The sequence below is a fragment of the Streptomyces lunalinharesii genome (assembly GCF_039532155.1).
Classification (GTDB): Bacteria; Actinomycetota; Actinomycetes; order Streptomycetales; family Streptomycetaceae; genus Streptomyces; species Streptomyces lunalinharesii.
In genome coordinates, this window is sequence record NZ_BAAARK010000001.1 from 44017 (window position 1) to 63033 (window position 19017).

18 protein-coding genes and 1 pseudogene are annotated in these 19017 nt (G+C 74.1%); 12 read left to right on the plus strand and 7 right to left on the minus strand.

All coding sequences use genetic code 11. The features are described from left to right. Positions 1-120: 120 nt before the first annotated feature. The 3 genes from ABD385_RS00225 to ABD385_RS00235 all read left to right on the plus strand — a co-directional run bounded on the left by ABD385_RS00225 (position 121) and on the right by ABD385_RS00235 (position 1962). Complete coding sequence (locus ABD385_RS00225; protein ID WP_344572750.1) at positions 121-756, plus strand: ATP-dependent Clp protease proteolytic subunit; 636 nt, start codon at positions 121-123, stop codon at positions 754-756. Between the two features lie 6 nt (positions 757-762). Next, positions 763-1071, plus strand: coding sequence for a hypothetical protein (locus ABD385_RS00230; RefSeq protein WP_344572751.1), 309 nt, complete (start codon positions 763-765; stop codon positions 1069-1071). Between the two features lie 417 nt (positions 1072-1488). Beyond that, entirely contained in the window at positions 1489-1962 is a 474-nt protein-coding gene (locus ABD385_RS00235; protein ID WP_016572703.1) for a C40 family peptidase, read from the plus strand. Positions 1963-1975: 13 nt separating this feature from the next. On the opposite strand, the gene ABD385_RS00240 is transcribed toward ABD385_RS00235, so the two are convergent. Together ABD385_RS00240 and ABD385_RS00245 are read right to left on the minus strand one after the other, a co-directional pair. Further along, positions 1976-2422, minus strand: a complete 447-nt coding sequence (locus ABD385_RS00240; protein WP_344572752.1) for an ATP-binding protein — start codon at positions 2420-2422, stop codon at positions 1976-1978. A gap of 279 nt (positions 2423-2701) precedes the next feature. Then, positions 2702-3895: an 8-amino-7-oxononanoate synthase gene (locus ABD385_RS00245; protein WP_344572753.1), complete on the minus strand. Its 1194-nt coding sequence runs from the start codon at positions 3893-3895 to the stop codon at positions 2702-2704. Positions 3896-4110: 215 nt separating this feature from the next. Between ABD385_RS00245 and bioB the strand changes: the two genes are divergently transcribed. From bioB to bioD, 3 genes are all read left to right on the plus strand, one after another. Continuing rightward, positions 4111-5271, plus strand: a complete 1161-nt coding sequence (gene bioB / locus ABD385_RS00250) for a biotin synthase BioB (protein ID WP_344572754.1) — start codon at positions 4111-4113, stop codon at positions 5269-5271. Continuing rightward, a complete protein-coding gene (locus ABD385_RS00255; RefSeq protein ID WP_344572755.1) occupies positions 5264-6568 on the plus strand; it encodes an adenosylmethionine--8-amino-7-oxononanoate transaminase in 1305 nt (434 codons plus the stop codon). Before bioB ends, ABD385_RS00255 begins: the two co-directional genes overlap by 8 nt. A 98-nt stretch (positions 6569-6666) precedes the next feature. Continuing rightward, on the plus strand, positions 6667-7398 hold the full coding sequence (gene bioD / locus ABD385_RS00260) for a dethiobiotin synthase (protein ID WP_344572756.1): 732 nt from the start codon (positions 6667-6669) through the stop codon (positions 7396-7398). Between the two features lie 23 nt (positions 7399-7421). On the opposite strand, the gene ABD385_RS00265 is transcribed toward bioD, so the two are convergent. From ABD385_RS00265 to ABD385_RS00275, 3 genes are read right to left on the minus strand one after another with little or no spacing between them, the layout of a single operon-like run. Beyond that, complete coding sequence (locus tag ABD385_RS00265) at positions 7422-7793, minus strand: fic family toxin-antitoxin system, toxin component (protein WP_344572757.1); 372 nt, start codon at positions 7791-7793, stop codon at positions 7422-7424. Continuing rightward, positions 7790-8077, minus strand: a complete 288-nt coding sequence (locus tag ABD385_RS00270; protein ID WP_344572758.1) for a hypothetical protein — start codon at positions 8075-8077, stop codon at positions 7790-7792. Before ABD385_RS00270 ends, ABD385_RS00265 begins: the two co-directional genes overlap by 4 nt. A gap of 23 nt (positions 8078-8100) precedes the next feature. Then, entirely contained in the window at positions 8101-9057 is a 957-nt protein-coding gene (locus ABD385_RS00275; protein WP_344572759.1) for a LysR family transcriptional regulator, read from the minus strand. A gap of 249 nt (positions 9058-9306) precedes the next feature. Between ABD385_RS00275 and ABD385_RS00280 the strand changes: the two genes are divergently transcribed. Next, positions 9307-10788 (plus strand): APC family permease, encoded by a 1482-nt coding sequence (locus tag ABD385_RS00280; protein WP_344572761.1) that lies wholly within the window; start codon positions 9307-9309, stop codon positions 10786-10788. Between the two features lie 9 nt (positions 10789-10797). On the opposite strand, the pseudogene ABD385_RS00285 reads toward ABD385_RS00280, so the two are convergent. Continuing rightward, positions 10798-11598 (minus strand): annotated as a pseudogene (locus ABD385_RS00285) (multidrug resistance efflux transporter family protein); the annotation flags it as partial. 227 nt (positions 11599-11825) lie between these two features. Here ABD385_RS00285 and ABD385_RS00290 point away from each other — a divergent pair. The 4 genes from ABD385_RS00290 to ABD385_RS00305 all read left to right on the plus strand — a co-directional run bounded on the left by ABD385_RS00290 (position 11826) and on the right by ABD385_RS00305 (position 16717). Next, on the plus strand, positions 11826-12548 hold the full coding sequence (locus tag ABD385_RS00290) for a GntR family transcriptional regulator (protein ID WP_344572762.1): 723 nt from the start codon (positions 11826-11828) through the stop codon (positions 12546-12548). Between the two features lie 137 nt (positions 12549-12685). Then, positions 12686-13951, plus strand: a complete 1266-nt coding sequence (gene phnA, locus ABD385_RS00295) for a phosphonoacetate hydrolase (protein WP_344572763.1) — start codon at positions 12686-12688, stop codon at positions 13949-13951. A 163-nt stretch (positions 13952-14114) separates the two neighbouring features. Beyond that, positions 14115-15458: an MFS transporter gene (locus ABD385_RS00300; RefSeq protein WP_344572764.1), complete on the plus strand. Its 1344-nt coding sequence runs from the start codon at positions 14115-14117 to the stop codon at positions 15456-15458. A 77-nt stretch (positions 15459-15535) separates the two neighbouring features. Next, positions 15536-16717, plus strand: coding sequence for a TIGR03364 family FAD-dependent oxidoreductase (locus tag ABD385_RS00305; RefSeq protein WP_344572765.1), 1182 nt, complete (start codon positions 15536-15538; stop codon positions 16715-16717). Between the two features lie 67 nt (positions 16718-16784). On the opposite strand, the gene ABD385_RS00310 is transcribed toward ABD385_RS00305, so the two are convergent. Continuing rightward, positions 16785-18263: an aldehyde dehydrogenase family protein gene (locus tag ABD385_RS00310; protein ID WP_344572766.1), complete on the minus strand. Its 1479-nt coding sequence runs from the start codon at positions 18261-18263 to the stop codon at positions 16785-16787. 258 nt (positions 18264-18521) lie between these two features. Here ABD385_RS00310 and ABD385_RS00315 point away from each other — a divergent pair, with 258 nt between their 5' ends. Further along, the gene (locus ABD385_RS00315) at positions 18522-18941 is read left to right on the plus strand and encodes a phage tail protein (protein WP_344572767.1); all 420 of its coding nucleotides are present in this window, start codon (positions 18522-18524) and stop codon (positions 18939-18941) included. Positions 18942-19017: the final 76 nt, after the last annotated feature.

The window sequence follows — 19017 nt, forward strand, 5'->3', positions numbered from 1 at the left end:
AGGTGAGCCCTCACCAAGAAGCCAAGAGTCCCTCTGGTCTGAGCATTTCAGTGGATCACTGGAATCGTGTCCGAAGAGGATGTACGTCCTGTACATTTTTCACAGAAGAAGGGAGTAGCCATGTTGCCTATGACGGCGCGTCACGTCCTGCCGGAGTTCACCGAGCGCACCAGCTACGGGACCCGGACGTCGGACCCGTACGCCAAGCTGCTCGGCGAGCGGATCGTCTTCCTGGGGACGCCGATCGACGACGCCTGTGCCAACGACGTGATGGCCCAGCTCGTCCACCTCGAACACGCCGCGCCGGAGCGGGACGTCTCGCTCTACATCAACTCGCCCGGCGGCTCGTTCACCGCGATGTGCGCGATCTACGACACGATGCGCTACGTCTCGTGCGACGTGCAGACGGTCTGTCTGGGACAGGCGGTCGCGGGGGCCGCGGTCCTCCTGGCCGCCGGCGCGCCGGGCAAGCGACTGGCCCTCCCACACGCCCGGATGATGATCCGTCAGCCGTCACTGGGCGAGCCGGTCCAGGGGCAGGCCGACGACCTGCGGATCCGGGCCGAGGAGTTGCTGCGCACCCGCGACAAGCTGACCGAGATGCTGGCCGAACACACCGGCCGGAGCCGCGAACGGATCGCCGCGGACCTCGAACGGGACGCCTTCTTCGACGCGCCGGCCGCCCAGGAGTACGGCCTGATCGACGCCCTCACCGGCGGGCGCAAGGGCACGCCCCCGCTCCCCGGCGGGCGGTGACGCGCGGTGCTGCCGCCGGAACTGCCGCCGCTGCCCGCACTGACCCGGGCCGAGGGCGCACTGATCGACAGCTACTTGGCGGTCCTCGACCTGTTGGGGCGCATCAACCCGGCCCGCGGCAGCGCGACGTACGGCGGACTGCGCGCGGCCCAGGCGCTGGTCGGCAAGTCCGCCGAGCTGCGGGACGCGCTGGCGCTGATGCACGACCGCGGGGAGAGCGAACTGCACACCGCGACCCTGGGCCGGGCGCTGCGGGTCCTGGACGGGGAGCGCCGGGCGCGGCGGGTGACGGTGCCGCCGCAGGACGTCGCCTGACCCGGGCGCCGACCGGCGGACGCGGGAGTCGGACGGGCCCCATCGCGGGGTGCGTCGTGGCGGTTGGCGCCGCGCGCGAGGGGGACACGTACGGCTCCGAAGTGCGCATACGGCGTAGTGCGCGCGGCTGCGGTAAGGGGGCGAGGAATTGCGCGGGTCGGCGAATTTTCCCGCCCCCCTTGGGTTTCGGCGCTGGTCCCGGCCCCGCCCTCACCGCCGAAACTGCCGCATATGACATAGAACCACTCATTAGGGTCAAGCGTGACCAATGTCACACACTGCAATTTCAGCTCGGAAATCGGGTGGGCGGTGCGTGACGATCCCTTTCGACGACAAGCCCCCGCCACAGCGACGGGGCGGTCCGGACGACCCGTTGTTCCGCCGTCATCCGGATCACCGGCTGACGAAGGGTTGCGCATGACCATGCGCGAGCAGCTGCCGCACCTCCTGGTGCGCGCCGGCACCGTCTCCGCCCTCACCCTGGCCACCCTGGGCGGCCCCGCAGCGGCCCCGGGGGCCGCTGCGGAGGCCCAATTGGCGGCCGTCTCCGCCAAGGCCCTGCGGATCGCCGCCTCGAAGCAGGGCGCACCGTACAAGTGGGGCGCCCAGGGGCCCGACAGCTTCGACTGTTCGGGGCTGACGCTCTACTCGTACCGGCGCGCCGGGCGTGCCCTGCCCCGTACCGCGGCGCAGCAGTACCGCCACACCGAGCACGTCTCGCGCTCCTCGCGGCGGGGCGGCGACCTGGTCTTCTTCCACTCCGGAAAAGGGGTTTACCACGTCGGCATCTACGCCGGCGACGACCGGATCTGGCATGCGCCCAAGGCCGGCACGGTGGTGCGGCTGGAGCGGATCTGGAGCCGTACCGTCTGGTACGGGCGGGTGCGCTGACCCGCGGCGGCGGTCAGGCGCCGTGGGTGCGGCCGGGCGCCGGCACGGGCCACGGCACCGTCACCCAGACCGTCTTGCCGCCCGCCGCGACCGGCTCGACCCAGAGGCGGCCGCCGCGTTCGGCCGCCAGCGAGCGGATGATGACCAGGCCCCGGCCGTTGTCCTGCTGCACCGCGGCGGGCAGCCGGCGCGGCGGGCGGGGATGGCCGTCGGTCACCCCCAGGCAGAGGTGTTCCTCGCGCTCCAGACGGAGCTCGACGGTGAAGGCCGGGGACCTGCCGCGGGTGTGCTGGACGGCGTTGGTGGCGAGTTCGGAGACGATCAGCAGCAGATCGTCGGTGACGGCCGATCCCGGTGGCAGGCCCCATCGGGCGAGGACCTGCCGGACGTGTCCGCGGGCGGCGGCGACCGAGTCGGGGAGGCTCGGCAGAGTACGGGTGGACTCCTGGTGGTCTGCCATGACGACGCCGTCCCTTTCCCGCCGAGGCGCCGCTGCGGTCCGCCGGCCGGCCGGGATGCCGGCCGGGGTGCCGACGGCGTCGGATGTGTACTGTGCGCCAGACTGCCACCCATGCTGCCGGTGTGGTGGGTGATCGCCCAACATATACGGAGTTCTGTCGCGAATCTCTCCCCCGATGCGGTGAACTGTGCTGCGGCAGACGGCGTTTGGGGCGTGTGTGGCGTGCGGGGCGGCAACACGGTGGGAAGCGCGCGGTGCCGCCGGCGTCGAGTGACGGCTTCAGGCCACCGGTGCGGTCGCCACGACGACGCCGGCCGCCATGGCGATCTGGGCGTCCGTCAGGTCCGCCCGGGCGGTGAGCCGCAGCCGGGAGATCCCGTCGGGCACCGACGGCGGGCGGAAGCACCCGACCGCCAGCCCGGCCGCCCGACAGGCCGCGGCCCAGCGGACCGCCGCCTCCGGGGAGGGCGCGCGCACCGAGATCACCGCGGCGTCCGGACGGACCGCGGTCAGGCCCGCCGCGGTGAGCCGGGCGTGCAGCTCCCGCGCCACCTGCCGGACCCGGGCGGGCCGCTGCGGTTCGCGCCGCAACAGCCGCAGGGCGGCGAGCGCGGCACCGGTCGACGCCGGGGCCAGTCCGGTGTCGAAGATGAACGAGCGGGCGGTGTTGACCAGGTGTTCGACGACCCGGGCCGGGCCGAGGACCGCGCCGCCCTGCGCACCGAGGGACTTGGAGAGGGTCACGGTCGCCACCACGTCGGCGTCCCCGGACAGCCCGGCCGCCCACAGCGCACCGCGGCCCCCGTCGCCCAACACGCCGAGCCCGTGCGCGTCGTCGACCAGCAGCGCGGCGTCCCGGGTCCGGCAGGCGTCGGCGAGCGCGGGCAGCGGCGCGGCGTCACCGTCGACCGAGAAGACCGCGTCGGTGAGCGCCAGCGCCCGGCCGTGGTGCCCGGCCAGCGCGGTGCGGACGGCCGTCGGATCGGCGTGCGGGACGACCTCGGTGCGGGCCCTGGAGAGCCGGCAGCCGTCAATGAGGGAGGCGTGGTTGCCGGCGTCGGATATCACCAGGGTGCCGGGGGCGGTGAGGGCGGTGACCGCGGCGAGGTTGGCGGTGTAGCCGGAGGACAGCACCAGGGCCGCCTCAAATCCGCAGAACTCGGCGAGTTCGCACTCCAGTTGGGCGTGGAGTTCGGTGCTGCCGGTCACCAACCGGGAACCGGTCGCGCCGGCGCCCCATGCTTCGGCCGCCTCGGCCGCGGCGCGCGTCACCTCGGGGTGCCGGGCGAGCCCGAGGTAGTCGTTGCCGGCCAGGTCGAGCACCGACGCATCGGCGGGCCGGGGCCGCAGGGTGCGGACCAGGCCGGCACGGTGGCGGGCGGCGCGGGCCTCGTCGATCCAGTCGAACGCCGCGCCGGAGGCCGGCCGGGGGGCCGCGGCGGACGGCAGCGGTGGGGCGGGGTCCTGCAGCATCGGCGTCCTTCGTCGGTGGGTGGCGGGAGCGGGCCCGGCGACACGCCGGACGCCCGGTCCCGGCAACGGGCCGGTAGCGCCTCGATTGTGGGCTGTCGATAGACGTTAGCGGTCGTTCCGCAGCCAGACGGTGTGGTGATGCACACACCCCGATCACCGGGCATTGTGGGAATCCTCCTTGGCCGGGGGCCGGGACGTACGTCAGGATCATCGCCATGGACCTGCTGAACACACTGGTGGACAAGGGACTGCGGCGCGAGGTGCCGACCCGTGACGAGGCGCTCGCCGTACTGGCGACGACCGACGACGAACTGCTCGACGTGGTGGCCGCGGCGGGGAAGGTCCGCCGCGCGTGGTTCGGGCGGCGGGTCAAGCTCAACTACCTCGTCAACCTCAAGTCGGGCCTGTGCCCGGAGGACTGCTCGTACTGCTCCCAACGGCTGGGCTCGAAGGCGGAGATCCTCAAGTACACCTGGCTCAAGCCCGACGACGCCTCGAAGGCGGCCGCGGCCGGGGTGGCCGGCGGCGCCAAGCGAGTGTGCCTGGTCGCCAGTGGCCGGGGGCCCACCGACAAGGACGTGGACCGGGTCTCGCAGACCATCGCCGCCATCAAGGAGCAGAACGAGGGCGTCGAGATCTGCGCCTGCCTGGGCCTGCTCGACAACGGCCAGGCGGAGCGGCTGCGCGCGGCCGGCGCCGACGCCTACAACCACAACCTCAACACCTCGGAAGCCACCTACGGCGACATCTGCACCACGCACGACTTCTCCGACCGGGTGGAGACCGTCCAGCAGGCCCAGGCGGCGGGGATGTCGGCCTGCTCCGGGTTGATCGCCGGCATGGGCGAGAGCGACGCCGACCTGGTCGACGTGGTGTTCGCGCTGCGCGAGTTGGACCCCGACTCGGTGCCGGTGAACTTCCTGATCCCGTTCGAGGGCACCCCGCTGGCCAAGGAGTGGAACCTCACCCCGCAGCGCTGCCTGCGGATCCTGGCGATGGTCCGCTTCGTCTGCCCGGACGTGGAGGTCCGGCTGGCCGGCGGCCGCGAGGTGCACCTGCGCAGCCTACAGCCGCTCGCCCTGCACCTGGTCAACTCCATCTTCCTGGGCGACTACCTCACCAGCGAGGGCCAGGCCGGCAAGGACGACCTGGCGATGATCGCGGACGCCGGGTTCGAGGTGGAGGGCGCCGACACCACCACGCTGCCGGCGCACCGCAGGCCGACGGAGGCCGGCACGGACGCCGCGGACGCCGTGCCGGACGCCGCGGACGCCGAGCCGGAGACCGCCGGCGCGGCCCCCGCCGAGGAGGCCCGGCGCGCTCTGGTCGCGGTGCGCCGCCGCGGCGCCGGCACCGACCTGCCGCCCAATGCCTGAGCCGCTCACCCCCGACGAACTGCTGGCGCTGGACCGGCAGCACGTCTGGCACCCGTACGGGCCGATGCCCGGCCGGAGCGAGCCGCTGCTGGTCGAGTCGGCCAGCGGGGTCCGGCTGCGGCTGGGCCGGCCGGCCGAGGGCCAGGTGGAGCTGGTGGACGGGATGTCGTCCTGGTGGTCGGCGGTGCACGGCTACAACCACCCGGTGCTCAGCGACGCGGCCCGCGGCCAGTTGGGGCGGATGAGCCACGTGATGTTCGGCGGGCTCACCCACGAGCCCGCGGTGCGGCTGGCCAAGCGGCTGGTGGACATCACGCCCGATCCGCTCCGGCACGTCTTCCTCGCCGACTCCGGTTCGGTGTCGGTCGAGGTGGCGGTCAAGATGTGCCTGCAGTACTGGCGTTCGCGGGGCAAGCCCGCCAAGCAGCGGCTGCTGACCTGGCGCGGCGGCTACCACGGCGACACCTGGCAGCCGATGTCGGTGTGCGACCCGGACGGCGGGATGCACCACCTGTGGCAGGGTGTACTGCCCCAACAGGTCTTCGCCGAGGCGCCGCCGGCCGGCTTCGACGCCCCGCCGGACGCCGGGTACGCGGCGCACCTGCGGGAGCTGATCGGCCGGCACGCCGAGGAGTTGGCGGCGGTGGTCGTGGAGCCGGTGGTGCAGGGCGCGGGCGGGATGTCCTTCCACTCCCCCGCCTACCTGCGGGTGCTGCGGGAGGCCTGCGACGCCCACGGCGTGCTGTTGGTCTTCGACGAGATCGCCACCGGATTCGGCCGTACCGGCAGCCTGTTCGCGGCCGGGCACGCCGGTGTCGCACCGGACGTGATGTGCGTGGGCAAGGCCCTGACCGGCGGATACCTCACCCTCGCGGCGACGCTGTGCACCACGGAGGTGGCCGAGGGGATCTCCCGCGGCGAGCTTCCGGTGCTGGCGCACGGCCCCACGTTCATGGGCAACCCGCTGGCCGCGGCGGTCGCCGAGGCGTCGATCGAACTGCTCCTGTCGCAGGACTGGGCGCAGGAGGTCACCCGGATCGAGACCGGGCTCCGGGCCGCCTTGGCGCCCGCCGCGGAGCTGCCCGGGGTGCGCGACGTGCGCGTCCTGGGTGCGATCGGCGTGGTCCAGCTGGACCACGAGGTGGACATGGCGGCCGCGACCCGGGCCGCCGTCCGGGAAGGCGTCTGGCTGCGCCCGTTCCGGGACCTGGTCTACACCATGCCGCCGTACATCACCGGCGACGAGGACGTGGCGCGGATCTGCGCCGCGGTGTGCGCGGCCGCCCGCGCGGGCTGAACCCCGCCCGGGCGGTGGGGCGGCCGGGCCGATCACCGGTCCGCCCCGCCCCGCCGCCCGTACCCCCCACCAGCAGCGAAGAGTTCGGAGGCGCACCCATGGCGGTGTTGTTCGTGACCGGTACCGGCACCGAGGTCGGCAAGACCGTGACCACCGCGGCGGTCGCCGCGGCGGCGCTCCGGCAGGGCCGCTCGGTCGCGGTGCTCAAGGCCGCGCAGACCGGTGTCGGCCCGGCCGAGCCGGGCGACGCCGCCGAGGTCGAGCGACTGGCGGGTGCCCTCACCGTCGCCGAACTCGCCCGCTTCCCCGAGCCGTTGGCGCCCGAGACCGCCGCGCGGCGGGCGGGGCTGCCGCCGGTGCGCCCCTCGGAGATCGCCGAGGCCGCGGCGAAGCTGGCCGCCTCGCACGACCTGGTCCTGGTCGAGGGCGCCGGCGGGCTGCTGGTCCGCTTCGACGACGACGGGCACACCCTCGCCGACGCCGCGCGCCTGGCCGACGCGCCCGTCCTGGTCGTCGTGCAGGCCGGCCTCGGCACCCTCAACACCACGGCGCTGACCGCGCTGGCGCTGCGCACGCACGGCCTCGACTGCCCCGGCGTCGTCGTCGGCAGCTGGCCGGCCGAGCCGGACCTCGCGGCCCACTGCAACCTGCACGACCTGCCGACGGCGGCCGGCGCCCCGCTGCTGGGCGTGCTCCCGGAGGGCTCCGGCGCCCTCCCGCCGCACGCCTTCCGCGCCGCCGCCCCCGCCTGGCTGGCGCCGGAACTGGGCGGCACGGGCGCCTTCGTCCCTCGGTCCTTCGCCGCCGAACCGGCCGTCGCCGCCCGGTAGTTCCCTCGCCAGGGCGGTGGAGGTCAGACCGTCCAGGTGCGGAGTTCGTCGGCGATGGCGCGGACGTCGGTGGTGCCGTCCTTGACCATGCGGGCCAGCTCGCGGACCTGTTCGGGCGAGGTGGTGACCTTCAGTCCGCTGGCGACCAGGAAGCCGTAGGCGACGGCGCTCGCGAACATGGCATTCGAACGCTCCAACGCCGGGACGTGGAGCAGGAGTTGGAGCAGTGCCGCGGCGCGGTCCTGGGGCTCGGGGTAGACGGGGACACCGAATATCTCGGCTTCGTGGCGGCCGACCGCGGCCATCAGGGCACCCCAGTCGGTGACCTGGGGATCGCCGGGGGTGTGCTGTTCGGCGACGAGGAGGAGCCAGGCGAGATCGATGCGCAGTGTCACGTTGTGCCCGGCTGTCCTTCCCGGTGGTCGGCGGCCTGCTGGTCGGGGGCACAACGGAGGCGGTCCGGGCCGGGGTCGAGGCCGAACTCCTCGGCGAAGACCCGCTCGTACTGCTTCATGAAGTCCGCGGCGGCCTCGACGAAGGTCTGGCCGACCTCGCCGGCGTCCTTGAGGACCAGTTCCTCGATATAGCGGTTCACGCTCACTCCCCGCTGGAGGGCGCGCTCCCGCGCCGCTTCGGCGGTGGCTTCGTCCACCCGGACGTTCAACTGCGTCTTCGCCACCCCTCCACGCTAGCGCGGATCCGCTAGCACCGGCAAGGGTCGTCGTCCTGGGTGTCCCCGGCGCCGCCGTCGGGCTCCCCCGGCCAGTGCCGGACTTCGCGCAGCAGCTCCAGGAACGCCCGTTCCGCGGGGGACAGCAGGCGGTCGCGGCGGCGCACGAGGCTGATGGGGCGGGGCTGCGGGGCGGGGGTGACCGGCAGCGCGGCGAGGGTGCCGGCGCGCAGTTCGTCGACGACGGCGTGTTCGGAGATCAGGGCCAGGCCCATCCCGGCCGCGACGCACCGCTTGACCGCCTCCGGCCCCGAGATGTCGGCGTGCGGGGCGGCGGCCAGCCCCCAGTCGGCGAGCACGCGTTCCTGGAGGGCGCGGGTCTGCGAGCCCGGTTCGCGGAGCAGGAAGCGGACGCCGCCGGCGGACAGGTCGTCCGGGGTGACGGCGGCGCGGTCGGCGAGCGGGTGGTCGGGGGCGGCGATCAGCACCAGGTGCTCGTCGAGGACCGACTCCACGACCAGGCGGTCGCCGAGCGGGGTGCCGGCCACCACCGCGATGCCGATGCCGCCGGCCAGCAGCCGTTCCTGGACGGCCTCGTAGTTGCCGACGAAGACGTCGCAGTCGATGGCGGGGTGGCGCCGCTGGTAACGGGCGAGGAGGGCGGGCAGCAGGTAGGTGCCCACCGTCGTCGAACCGCCGACCAGGAGGCGTCCGGTGACCAGCCCGCTGACCTGCCGGACGGCGGCCACCGCCTCCTCGGCCAGCAGGAAGACCCGCTTGCCGTACGCGGCGAGCACCTCGCCCTCGGCGGTCGGGCGGGCGCGGGTGCCGGAGCGGTCGATGAGGGTGACCCGGAGCGACTGTTCGAGCCGGCGCACCTGGTTGGAGACCGACGGCTGGCTCATGTAGAGCTTCTGCGCCGCGGCGGAGAAGCCCTGGTGCTCGACCACCTGCATGAAGATCCACAGCCGGTGGAGGTTGAGTTCCACGGCCCTCCCTCGGTACGCGGCGCGGGGCGCGCCGGGCGCCGTGGGGAAGCGCCATGATCGACTACCCGTCGACCCTAACCGGGGACGCCGCTCGGGGACAGGGCCCGGGCGAGGTGCCCCGGGCCATCGGGGCTACCGCCGCGGTCCGCCCGTCGCGCCGCCACCGGGCGGGCCGGGCGGATGGCGCACGATGTGATCCGCCGGGCGGCCGGACCGGCCGGCCGCCCCGCCCCCGGAGGTGCGCCGCCCGTGTCCGTCCCCGCCCCCGTCCCGCACCTGCGGCGCAGTCTGCGCCGGTTCGACATCATGGCGATGGGCGTCGCCGCGGTGGTCTCGTTCGACGTGATCGGGCAGATCGCGGCGGGCGGCGGGCAGGCCGTCGTGTGGATCGCGGTGCTCGCGGTGGTGTTCCTGCTGCCGTACGCCCTGCTGTTCGCCGAGACCGGGGCCGCCTTCCCGCAGGAGGGCGGCCCGTACGTGTGGGTGGACGTGGCGTTCGGGCGGCTGCCGGCCGCGCTGACGACGATGTTCTACTGGGTCACCAACCCGGTCTGGCTGGGCGGTTCGCTGGTGTTCCTGGCCGCCCAGGCGTGGGACGGCTTCGTCTTCCCGCTCGGTTCCGGCACCGTCGCGGACTACCTCTTCAAGCTGGTCTTCATCTGGGCCGCCATCCTCACCGCGGTGGTCTCGCTGCGCCGCGGCAAGTGGATCACCACCGCGGGGGCCGCGGCCAAGGTCCTGGCGCTGGCCTTCTTCACCGCCACGGCGGTGGCCTACGGCGTCCAGCACGGCTTCCGCGGGCTGGCGCAGGCGCACTTCTCCCCCACCACCGTCGGGTTCCTGGCGCTGGTACCGGTGTTGCTCTTCGCCTACGTCGGCTTCGAGGCGCCGAACGCGGCCGGTGACGAGATGCTCGATCCGCAGCACGACGTGCCGGCGGCGATCGGGGTGTCCGGTGCCATCGCCACCGGCTGCTACCTGCTGCCGGTGGCGGCGATCCTGTCGGCCGCGCCGCCGGGCCGGATCACCGGGGTCGGCGGGTTCATGGACGCGGCGGAGCTGGTCTTCGGGGTGTACGGGAGCTGGCGCGGGCCGCTGTTGACCGGCGCCGCGGTGCTGTTCGCGGTGGCCCTGCTGACCCAGGGCAGCGCCTGGATGATCGTCGCCGACCGGATGCAGGCGATGGCGGCGGCCGACGGCGGATTCTTCACCCGGGCGCTGGGCGCCTTCCACCCGCGGCTGGGCACCCCGGTCCGGATGAACCTGCTCTCCGGCGTGACCGCCACCGCCTTCATGCTCGCCGCCATGCACCTGGCGCACGGTGACGCCTCGGCGGTCTTCGGGGTGGTGCTGTCGGTGGCGATCACCACGCTGCTGCTGTCGTACCTGGCGGTGATCCCGGCGCTGTTGGCACTCCGGCTGCGCCACCGCGAGGTGCCCCGCCCCTACGAGGTCCCGTTCGGCACCCGGGGCTTCACCCTCGCCGCGCTGCTGGTCTACGCCTGGATCCTGCTCGGCTCATGGGTGGCGCTGTTCCCCGGCACGCTGGAGGCGGCGGTCGGCATCCCGTACCGCTTCCGGGCGGTGTGGGGCGTCTCGCGGCTCACCTTCGAGGCGTTCACCCTGGGCACCGTCGTACTGCTGCTGGCGGTCGGCGCGGCGGGGTACGTGGCCCAGCGCGTGCGCGCACAGCCCGGCGACGATCAGCGCCAGTCCGGTCCAGCCGGCTAGCCCGGGCGCCGCGAGTCCGGTCAGCAGCGCCTCGCCGAGCAGGGTGAACGGCACCTCGGCGGCCTGGGTGGCCTCGACGGCGCCGAGGGCGCCGGGGTGGTGCCGCACCTGGTCGGTGGCCCGGAAGAACAGCGTGGTGGCCACCACCCCGGAGAGCAGTGCGACGATCAGCGACTGCACCAACTGCCCTTCGGACGGCGGGCGTTGGGTGACGGCGGCGGTGCCGGCGAGGGCCAGCCACAACGGCAGCGAGCCGAGCGTCATCGCGAGGGTGCGCTGCACCCCGTCCAGCCCGTCCAGGCCGAGCAGCCGGCGGTTGCCGAGGGGGTAGGCGACCGCGGCGACCAGCACCGGCAGTACCACCCGCAGCACGTCGGCGACCCCGATGCCGTCGGCCGGCCCGAGTTGGGTGAGGACCACCCCCACCACGATCAGCACCGAGACGGCGAGGGTGCGCAGCGGGACCCGGCCGCCGCCCAGCGCGCCGAGGGCGATGCCGGTGACGATCACCAGCTGCCAGGTGGCGGCGACCAGCCATCCGGCGCCGTGTTCGCCGGCCCAGGTCAGCGGCGCGTAGAAGAGCCCGAAGCCGATCGTCGACCAGAGCAGCCAGTGCCCGGGGCGGGCCCGCAGGCTGTGGAGCACCGCGGGGAGTCCGCCGCGCAGGGCGACCAGGGCGAGCAGCGGCACGGTCATGAACAGGTAGCGCAGGCTCGCGCTCCACATCCAGGAACCGCCGGCCACGCTCATCGTGCGGTTGAGCACGAAGGTGGTGGCGAAGCAGGCGGCGGCGAGGAGGCCGAGGCCCATGGGGAGCACGACGCCGCTCCGGGCCCGGCGGGCGGATGGGGACACGTGGCTCTCCTTCGTCCGTAACACCGTTACAGGGCCCCGCGTCACCGCCGGCGAAGCCCTCTTCCCCACTGCCGCCTGCGACTTTCTCGACTCGATGCACCCCGGCGGCAGATTGACATCTGAAATGTTAGTGCGTCTCGGGTCGGCCTCGACGGCCGGGTCCGGCCGCTTAGGATCGGGGGGTGACCGCACTGGAACCGGTGCCGAGAAGGCTGCTGCGCGACAAGGCGTACGACGCCTTGCTGGAAGCGATCGTCTCCGGCGAACTGCCGCCCGGACAGAAGCTCCACGACGGCGAACTCGCCGAGCGACTGGGCCTGTCCCGCGCCCCCGTCCGACAGGCCCTCGCCCGCCTCACCGCCGAACGCCTGGTGGTCTCCAAACCGCAGAGCTACACCCGGGTCGCCCCGGTGGTGGCCCGGGAGATCCGGGACGCGCTGGCGGTCGTGCAGGCGATGCACGCCCTCGCCGTCCGCGCGGCGGTACCCCGCCTGACCGGCGACGACCTGGCGCGGATGCGGGCGGCCAACGACGCGTTCGTCCGGGCCCTGGACGCGGAGGACCCGGCCGCCGCGGTCGCCGCCGACGACGCGCTGCACGCCGTGCCGATCGTCGCGGGCGGCAACGAGGCACTGGCCGAGACCGTGCGCCGGTACACCCCACTGCTGCGACGGTTGGAGCGCCGCAGGTTCTCCAGCACCGCGGCGCGCGCCTCCGCCGCCCGCCACGACGCCCTGATCGACGCCTGCGCGGCGGGCGACGTCGAGACCGCGGTGGCGCTGTCCGGCGCGATCTGGGGCGGCCTCGAGGCGGAGGCCGCGGCCGAGGAGGAAGCAGCCGAGGAGGCAGCGGCGGGCACCGGCGCCGCGCCGGGCGGGGCACCGGCGCGGACCGCCGGGTCGTGAACGGCGGCGCGGGCGCGGGGCTATGGCGCGTATAGCGTTTTCGGTGGTTCTGCGGCGCTGAACTGCGGTGCTACCCATGAGGGGTGGGCGGCACCGACCGCCGTCCCGACCTACCGACCTCAGGGGTGGATCCGCAGATGACCCAAGCCGGTGCCCAGCAGCTGACCGTGAACGGCCGCGACTACGCCTGGCCGGCCCGGCCGGTCGTGGTGGTGTGCATCGACGGCAGCGAGGACGCCTACCACGAACGGGCCGTCGCCGACGGCCGGATGCCGTTCCTGGCGGAGATGCTGCGGCGCGGCAGCGACCTGCGCGCCGACTGCACGATGCCGTCCTTCACCAATCCCAACAACCTCTCGATCGCCACCGGCGTGCCGCCCTCGGTGCACGGGATCTGCGGCAACTACTTCTACGACCCGGACACCGGCAGCGAGGTCATGATGAACGACCCGGCGCTGCTGCGCGCCCCCACGCTGTTCGCCGCCTTCTCCGCCCGCGGCGCCCGGGTCGCGGTGATCACCGCCAAGGACAAGTTGCGCCGCCTGTTGGGCCACGGCCTGGTCGACGGCATCTGCTTCTCCGCCGAACGGGCCGACCGCGTCACCGAGGCGGAACACGGCATCGACAAGGTGCTGGAGCGCACCGGGATGGCACTGCCGCCGGTCTACAGCGCCGAGCTGAGCGAACTGGTGCTGGCCGCGGGCGTGGACGTGCTGGAGCGGGAGCACCCGGAGCTGACGTACCTGTCGCTGACGGACTACATCCAGCACAAGCACGCCCCCGGTTCGCCGGTGGCCAACGACTTCTACGCCATGCTCGACCGCTACTTCGCGCGGCTGGACGCGCTCGGCGCGGTGCTGGTGATCACCGCCGACCACGGGATGAACGCCAAGAGCGACGGCGCGGGGCGGGCCCGGGTGGTCTTCCTCCAAGACGCCCTCGACCAACGCCTGGGCGCCGGACGGGCCCGGGTGGTGCTGCCGATCACCGACCCGTACACGGTCCACCACGGCGCGCTCGGCTCGTACGCCACGGTGCACCTGCCGCCCGGGACCGGTCCTGCGGAAACCGCCGCGCTGGCCGCCGAGTTGACCGCGCTCGACGGGGTCGACGCGGTACTGACCCGGGACGCCGCCGGTGCGCGCTTCGAGCTGCCGGGCGACCGGATCGGCGAGCTGGTCGTGCTCGCCGAACGCAACACGGTACTGGGCACCACCCCGGCCCGGCACGACCTGAGCGGCTTCACCGAACCGCTGCGCTCACACGGCGGGTTGACCGAACAACGGGTCCCGTTCCTGGTCAACACCCCGGTCGGAGCGCTGCCGGACGGGCACCGGCTGCGGAACTTCGACAGCTACTGGATCGGCACGGCCCTGGCCGCCGGACGCCCGCCCACCGCCTGACCACACCCCGCCCCTCCCGATCCCCTCCGCACCCCCGCTCCTCCCCCACACCCCGGCCCCGGCGCGCCGCCGAGGCACGCGCCGGGACCCCGCCGTGCCCGGCCGCACCGCCCGCTCCCCTCCCCTCCCCTCGCCTGGTCCACGTCGAGGACAGGACACCTCCATGGCCGACCTCGCACCGCAGTCCGTTCCCCACGAGCTACCCGCGCCCCCGGGCAGCACCCGCGCCGCGCTGCGCGCCGCGGCCCGCTGGCGACGGCAGATCTTCGCCGTCACCTGGCTCGCCTACGCGGGCTTCTACTTCGTCCGCCAGGCGTTCGCGGTCGCCAAGCTCGGGATCCTGGACGATCCGACGCTGCACGGAGTGCTCACCGAGCGGGTGCTCGGCGTGCTCGACGCGGTCTACCTCGCGGCCTACGCCGTCGGCCAGTTCCTGTGGGGGATGTGGGCCGACCGGTTCGGGCCGCGGGTGGTGGTGACCGTGGGCATGCTCGGCGCCATCGCCGCGGCCTGCACGATGGGGGTGAGCAGCGCCCTGCTGGTGTTCGGCGGGGCGATGGTCGTCCAGGGGCTCGCGCAGTCGGCCGGCTGGGCCCCGCTCTGCAAGAACATGGGGAACTTCTTCCCGGTGCGCACCCGGGGGCGGGTGCTCGGCCTGTGGAGCACCAACTACGCCTTCGGCGGCCTGGCCGCCCCGCCGTTCCTGGCCTGGTGGGCGTACCGGGTCCTCGACAGCTGGCACGCCGCGTTCCTGGTCGGGGCGGCCACGCTGGCGGTGGTGCTGGTGGTGTTCCTGCTCTTCCAGCGCGACGTGCCGCCGGACGCCCCCGCCGGCGCCGGGCCGACGGCCGCCGCCCGCGCCACGCCGACTGCCGCCGCATCGACGGCCGTGCGCCGGGCGCCGTTCGCGCCCTACCGCGCCGCGCTGAAGGACCGGATGGTGCTCACCCTCGGCGCCGCCTACTTCCTGCTCAAACCGGCCCGGTACGCGATCCTGCTGTGGGGTCCGGTGCTGGTCAGCGACCGGCTGCCGGCGGTCGGCAAGGTGGGGGCCACCGTCATCCCGATCTCCTTCGGGGCGGCCGGGGTACTGGCGCCGATGCTGATCGGCTGGCTCTCCGACACGGTCTTCCGCTCCCGCCGGGTGCCGCCCTGCGTACTGGCGCTGGCCGTGCTGACCGGGGCGCTGGCACTGTTCATGCCGTTGACCGCGACCGGCAGCGCGGTCGTGATGATGGCCGTGCTCGCGGTGATCGGGCTGGCCGCCTACGCCGCCGACGCGATGATCTCGTGCGTCGCGGCGGTCGACTTCGGCTCCGCCGGCGGCGCCGGCACCGCGGCCGGCCTGGTCAACGGCTGCGGTTCGATCGGCGCGGTGCTCGGCGGACTGCTGCCCGGCTTCCTCCCCGGCACCGCACTGTTCCACGGATTCGCCGGCGCGGCCCTGTTGGCGGGTCTGCTCCTGCTCCCGCACTGGAACCGCCGCCCGGCCACCGCCTCGTCCTGACGCACCGTCAAGAAAGCTCCCAGGCACCCCATATGGCACCTCCTCGTGACCCGTCCCGTCCCCAGAGAGGCACCCCCATGACCAACCCCTCGTACCCCTCACACCCCGCACGCACCACACACCGCACCTCCGAACGCGTCGTCGACACCGCCGTCGTCGGCGGCGGGATCGTCGGCCTGGCGCACGCCCTGGCCGCCGCCCGGCGCGGCGACCGGGTGGTGCTCTTCGAGCGCGACGCGTACGCGGTCGGCGCCTCCATCCGCAACTTCGGGATGGTCTGGGCGATCGGCCAGCAGCGCGGCGCGGTCTACCAACGGGCGCTGCGCAGCCGGGAGATCTGGTTGGAACTCAGCGCGCAGACCGGGATGTGGGCGGCACCGTCCGGCTCCCTGCACCTGGCGCACCGGCCCGACGAACTCGCGGTCCTGGAGGAGTTCGTGGCCACCACCCCGGCCGCCCGGGAACGCGGCACCACGATGCTCACGGCAGCGGAGGCGGTCCGGCGCGGCCCCGCGGTGCGCGCCGAAGGGCTGCTCGGCGCGATGTGGAGCCCCACCGAGGTCAACGTCGATCCCCGGCGGGCGGTGCCCGCGGTCACGGCCCACCTGGCCGAGGAGTACGGCGTGGACGCCCGGTTCGGCACGACGGTCCGGCAGATCGCGGCGCCGCGGCTGGCCACCACCGACGGCGCGTGGCGGGCGGACCGCATCGTGGTGTGCAGCGGCAACGACTTCGCCACCCTCTACCCGGAGGTGTTCCGGGAGAGCGGGCTGGTGCGCTGCAAGCTCCAGATGCTGCGGACCGGGGTGCAGCCGGACGGCTGGCAGCTCGGGCCGATGCTCTGCGGCGGGCTGACCCTGCTGCACTACGCGGCGTTCGAGGACTGCACGGCCCGCGCGGCCCTGGACGCCCGGATCCGCGCCGAGCTGCCGTTCCACCGCGAGCACGGCATCCACGTGCTGCTGTCGCAGACCGCGGACGGCCGGCTGACGATCGGCGACAGCCACGCGTACGCGGCCACCCACGACCCGTTCGCCAGTGAGGAGATCGACCGGGCGATCCTGAACTCGCTCGGCGGGTTCGCGCGGATCCCCGAGCCGCGGATCACCGAGCGCTGGACCGGCTACTACCCGTCGCTGCCCGACGGCCGCACCGAGCTGGTGACCGACCCCGAGCCCGGGGTGACGGTCGTCAACGGCTTGGGGGGTGCCGGGATGACGCTGTCGTTCGGGCTGGCGGAGGAGGTGCTGCGGCGGTAGGTCCGCCCGCTTCGGGCCCCGGTCGCCGCGCGGGCGACGACCGGGGCCGACGTGCGGGCCGGGGCGGTCAGTAGCTGATGCAGGCCGAGTGCCACGCGGTGTAGAAGTCCCAGACCTGCGGGGAGCATTCGGGCGGGCCGTACTGGGACGCCTTGGCGCCGACGTGCGGCAGGTGCGCGTAGGCGCCCACCCCCGGCCGGTTCACGTGCAGCATGCCCGCCTCGAAGCGTTCCACGGCCTCGAAGGCACGGGCCTGGGAGGCGGTGAAGACGGTGCCGGACATCCCGTACTTGACGGAGTTGGCGATCCGCAGGGCGTCGTCGAAGCCGTCCGCGTCCACCACCGCGAGGACCGGTCCGAAGACCTCCTCCTGGGCCAGTTCGCTGTCCCAGGGCACGTCGCGGATGACCGTGGGCTGGACGTAGCAGCCCTCCGGGAGGCCGGGCCGGTCGACCGGGCCGCCGCCGCACAGGACCGTGCCGCCGTCCCGCCGGGCACCCGCGACGGCGTCCAGCGCGGCCCGCATCCGGGCCGGGTCGACGACCGGGCAGACCTCGGAGTCCGGAGCGTCGCCCGGACCGACCCGCAGCGCCGCGACCCGGGCCACCAGCCGCTCCAGGAACGCGTCCCGCACCCCGCGGTCGACGACCGCGCGGCTGGTGGCGCTGCACCGCTGCCCGGCCTGGCCGAAGGCACCCTGCACCACCGCGTCCACCGCCCGGTCCAGATCGGCGTCGGCCAGCACGATCACCGCGTTCTTGCCGCCGAGTTCGAGTTGGGTGCGCAGCAGGCGGGGCGCGCCGGCGGTGTGGATGGCGGTACCGACGGCGAGCGATCCGGTGAAGCTGACGCCGGCGACCTGGGGGTGCGCGACGAGGGCCGCGCCGGCTTCCGCGTCGCCCTGGACGAGGTTGAGCACGCCGTCGGGAACCCCGGCCCGCCGTGCCGCGTCGGTCAGCAGCGCGGCGGTCAGCGGGGTCAGCGGGGAGGGCTTGAGGACCGCGGTGCAGCCGGAGAGCAGCGCCGGGGCGACCTTCCAGACCGGGATGGCGAGCGGGAAGTTCCAGGGCGAGACCAGTCCGACGACGCCCAGCGGCCGGCGGAAGGTGTAGGCGAAGGTGCGGTCCTCCTCGGCGGGCGCGGTGACCCCGCCGAGGAGCCTGGCCTGGCCCGCGGTGAACTCCAGCACCGCGCGGGCCCGGGCCACCTCGGCCCGGGCCTCGGTCCGCAGTTTGCCCTGTTCGCGGGTGATCGCCTCGGTGAACTCCGCTTCGTGGTCGGCGAGTTCCCGGCCGAGTGCGGTGAGGTGGGCGGCCCGCCGGATCGGCCCCAGCGCCCGCCAGGCAGGCAGTGCGGCGGCCGCCGCGGCCACCGCGCGCTCCGTGTCCGCGCCCTCGGACTCGGCGAACTCCCCGAGGTGGTCTCGCAGGTCGGCCGGGTTGCGGTTGGTCCGGGTGCGGCCCGACGCGGCGGGAGCCCACCGGCCGTCGATGAAGTTCAGCAGATGGTGCGCCGCCACGGAACGCCGCTGCGGAACGTCGGTCATGTCCTGCCCCTTCGTCGCACGTCTGGATGCCGCCAGGCTGGCCCAGCGCGCGGCCGGGCACCATCCACGGCTTGCGAATGCGACCGATAGCCGGCGCCTATCGGGGCGTCGGCGGGGACGCCGTCCGTTCGAGCGAGCCGAATCGTTCTTCCTGCCGCCGTTCGAGCGAGCCCGGGAATGCGCCCGGACCGGCTCGGGCAACGGTCGGGCTACCGACACGGGGCCGGCCGGCCCCGTCCCTGTGCACGGAGGAGGCCCATGTCCAGCGAAGAGACTCCCGACCCCCGGCATCCGGCAGCCGTCACCGTCGAGCTCGGCGCCTTCCAGGTGGAGACGGTCCGCTCGGTGTCCGGCCCCGCTTTCGACACCCCGCCGTCCGACGAGGATCCGTTCACGCACGGGATGGGGCACCCGGGCGAGGTCACCATCGTGCGCGGCCCGGACAGGAGCGCCGCCCTCACCGACTGGCTCACCAGATGCCTGGTGGAGGGCGGCGCCGCGGCCTCCCGGCAGCCGGTGACGGTGGTCCACTACGCCGCCGACCGCACCCCGCTGCGCCGCTACCACCTCGCCGGCGCGCTGCCGACGGCGTGGGAGACCCCGGGCGTCGGCACGGATCCCGGGGCCGACGAGGAGTGGGTGACCCTGGCGTACGAGGAACTGACCGTCACGACCTGACGGAGCGTCACCCGCCCGGGGCCCGTAGCGACGGCCACCGCCCGAAGATCCCGGCCACGACGACCAACGGTCCGTG

Coding starts and splice junctions, on each gene's coding strand:
- ABD385_RS00225 (WP_344572750.1), top strand. CDS start 121: ATGTTGCCTATGACGGCGCGTCACGTCCTGCCGGAGTTCACCGAGCGC.
- ABD385_RS00235 (WP_016572703.1), top strand. CDS start 1,489: ATGACCATGCGCGAGCAGCTGCCGCACCTCCTGGTGCGCGCCGGCACC.
- ABD385_RS00240 (WP_344572752.1), bottom strand. CDS start 2,422: ATGGCAGACCACCAGGAGTCCACCCGTACTCTGCCGAGCCTCCCCGAC.
- ABD385_RS00245 (WP_344572753.1), bottom strand. CDS start 3,895: ATGCTGCAGGACCCCGCCCCACCGCTGCCGTCCGCCGCGGCCCCCCGG.
- bioB (WP_344572754.1), top strand. CDS start 4,111: ATGGACCTGCTGAACACACTGGTGGACAAGGGACTGCGGCGCGAGGTG.
- ABD385_RS00255 (WP_344572755.1), top strand. CDS start 5,264: ATGCCTGAGCCGCTCACCCCCGACGAACTGCTGGCGCTGGACCGGCAG.
- bioD (WP_344572756.1), top strand. CDS start 6,667: ATGGCGGTGTTGTTCGTGACCGGTACCGGCACCGAGGTCGGCAAGACC.
- phnA (WP_344572763.1), top strand. CDS start 12,686: ATGACCCAAGCCGGTGCCCAGCAGCTGACCGTGAACGGCCGCGACTAC.
- ABD385_RS00300 (WP_344572764.1), top strand. CDS start 14,115: ATGGCCGACCTCGCACCGCAGTCCGTTCCCCACGAGCTACCCGCGCCC.
- ABD385_RS00305 (WP_344572765.1), top strand. CDS start 15,536: ATGACCAACCCCTCGTACCCCTCACACCCCGCACGCACCACACACCGC.
- ABD385_RS00310 (WP_344572766.1), bottom strand. CDS start 18,263: ATGACCGACGTTCCGCAGCGGCGTTCCGTGGCGGCGCACCATCTGCTG.
- ABD385_RS00315 (WP_344572767.1), top strand. CDS start 18,522: ATGTCCAGCGAAGAGACTCCCGACCCCCGGCATCCGGCAGCCGTCACC.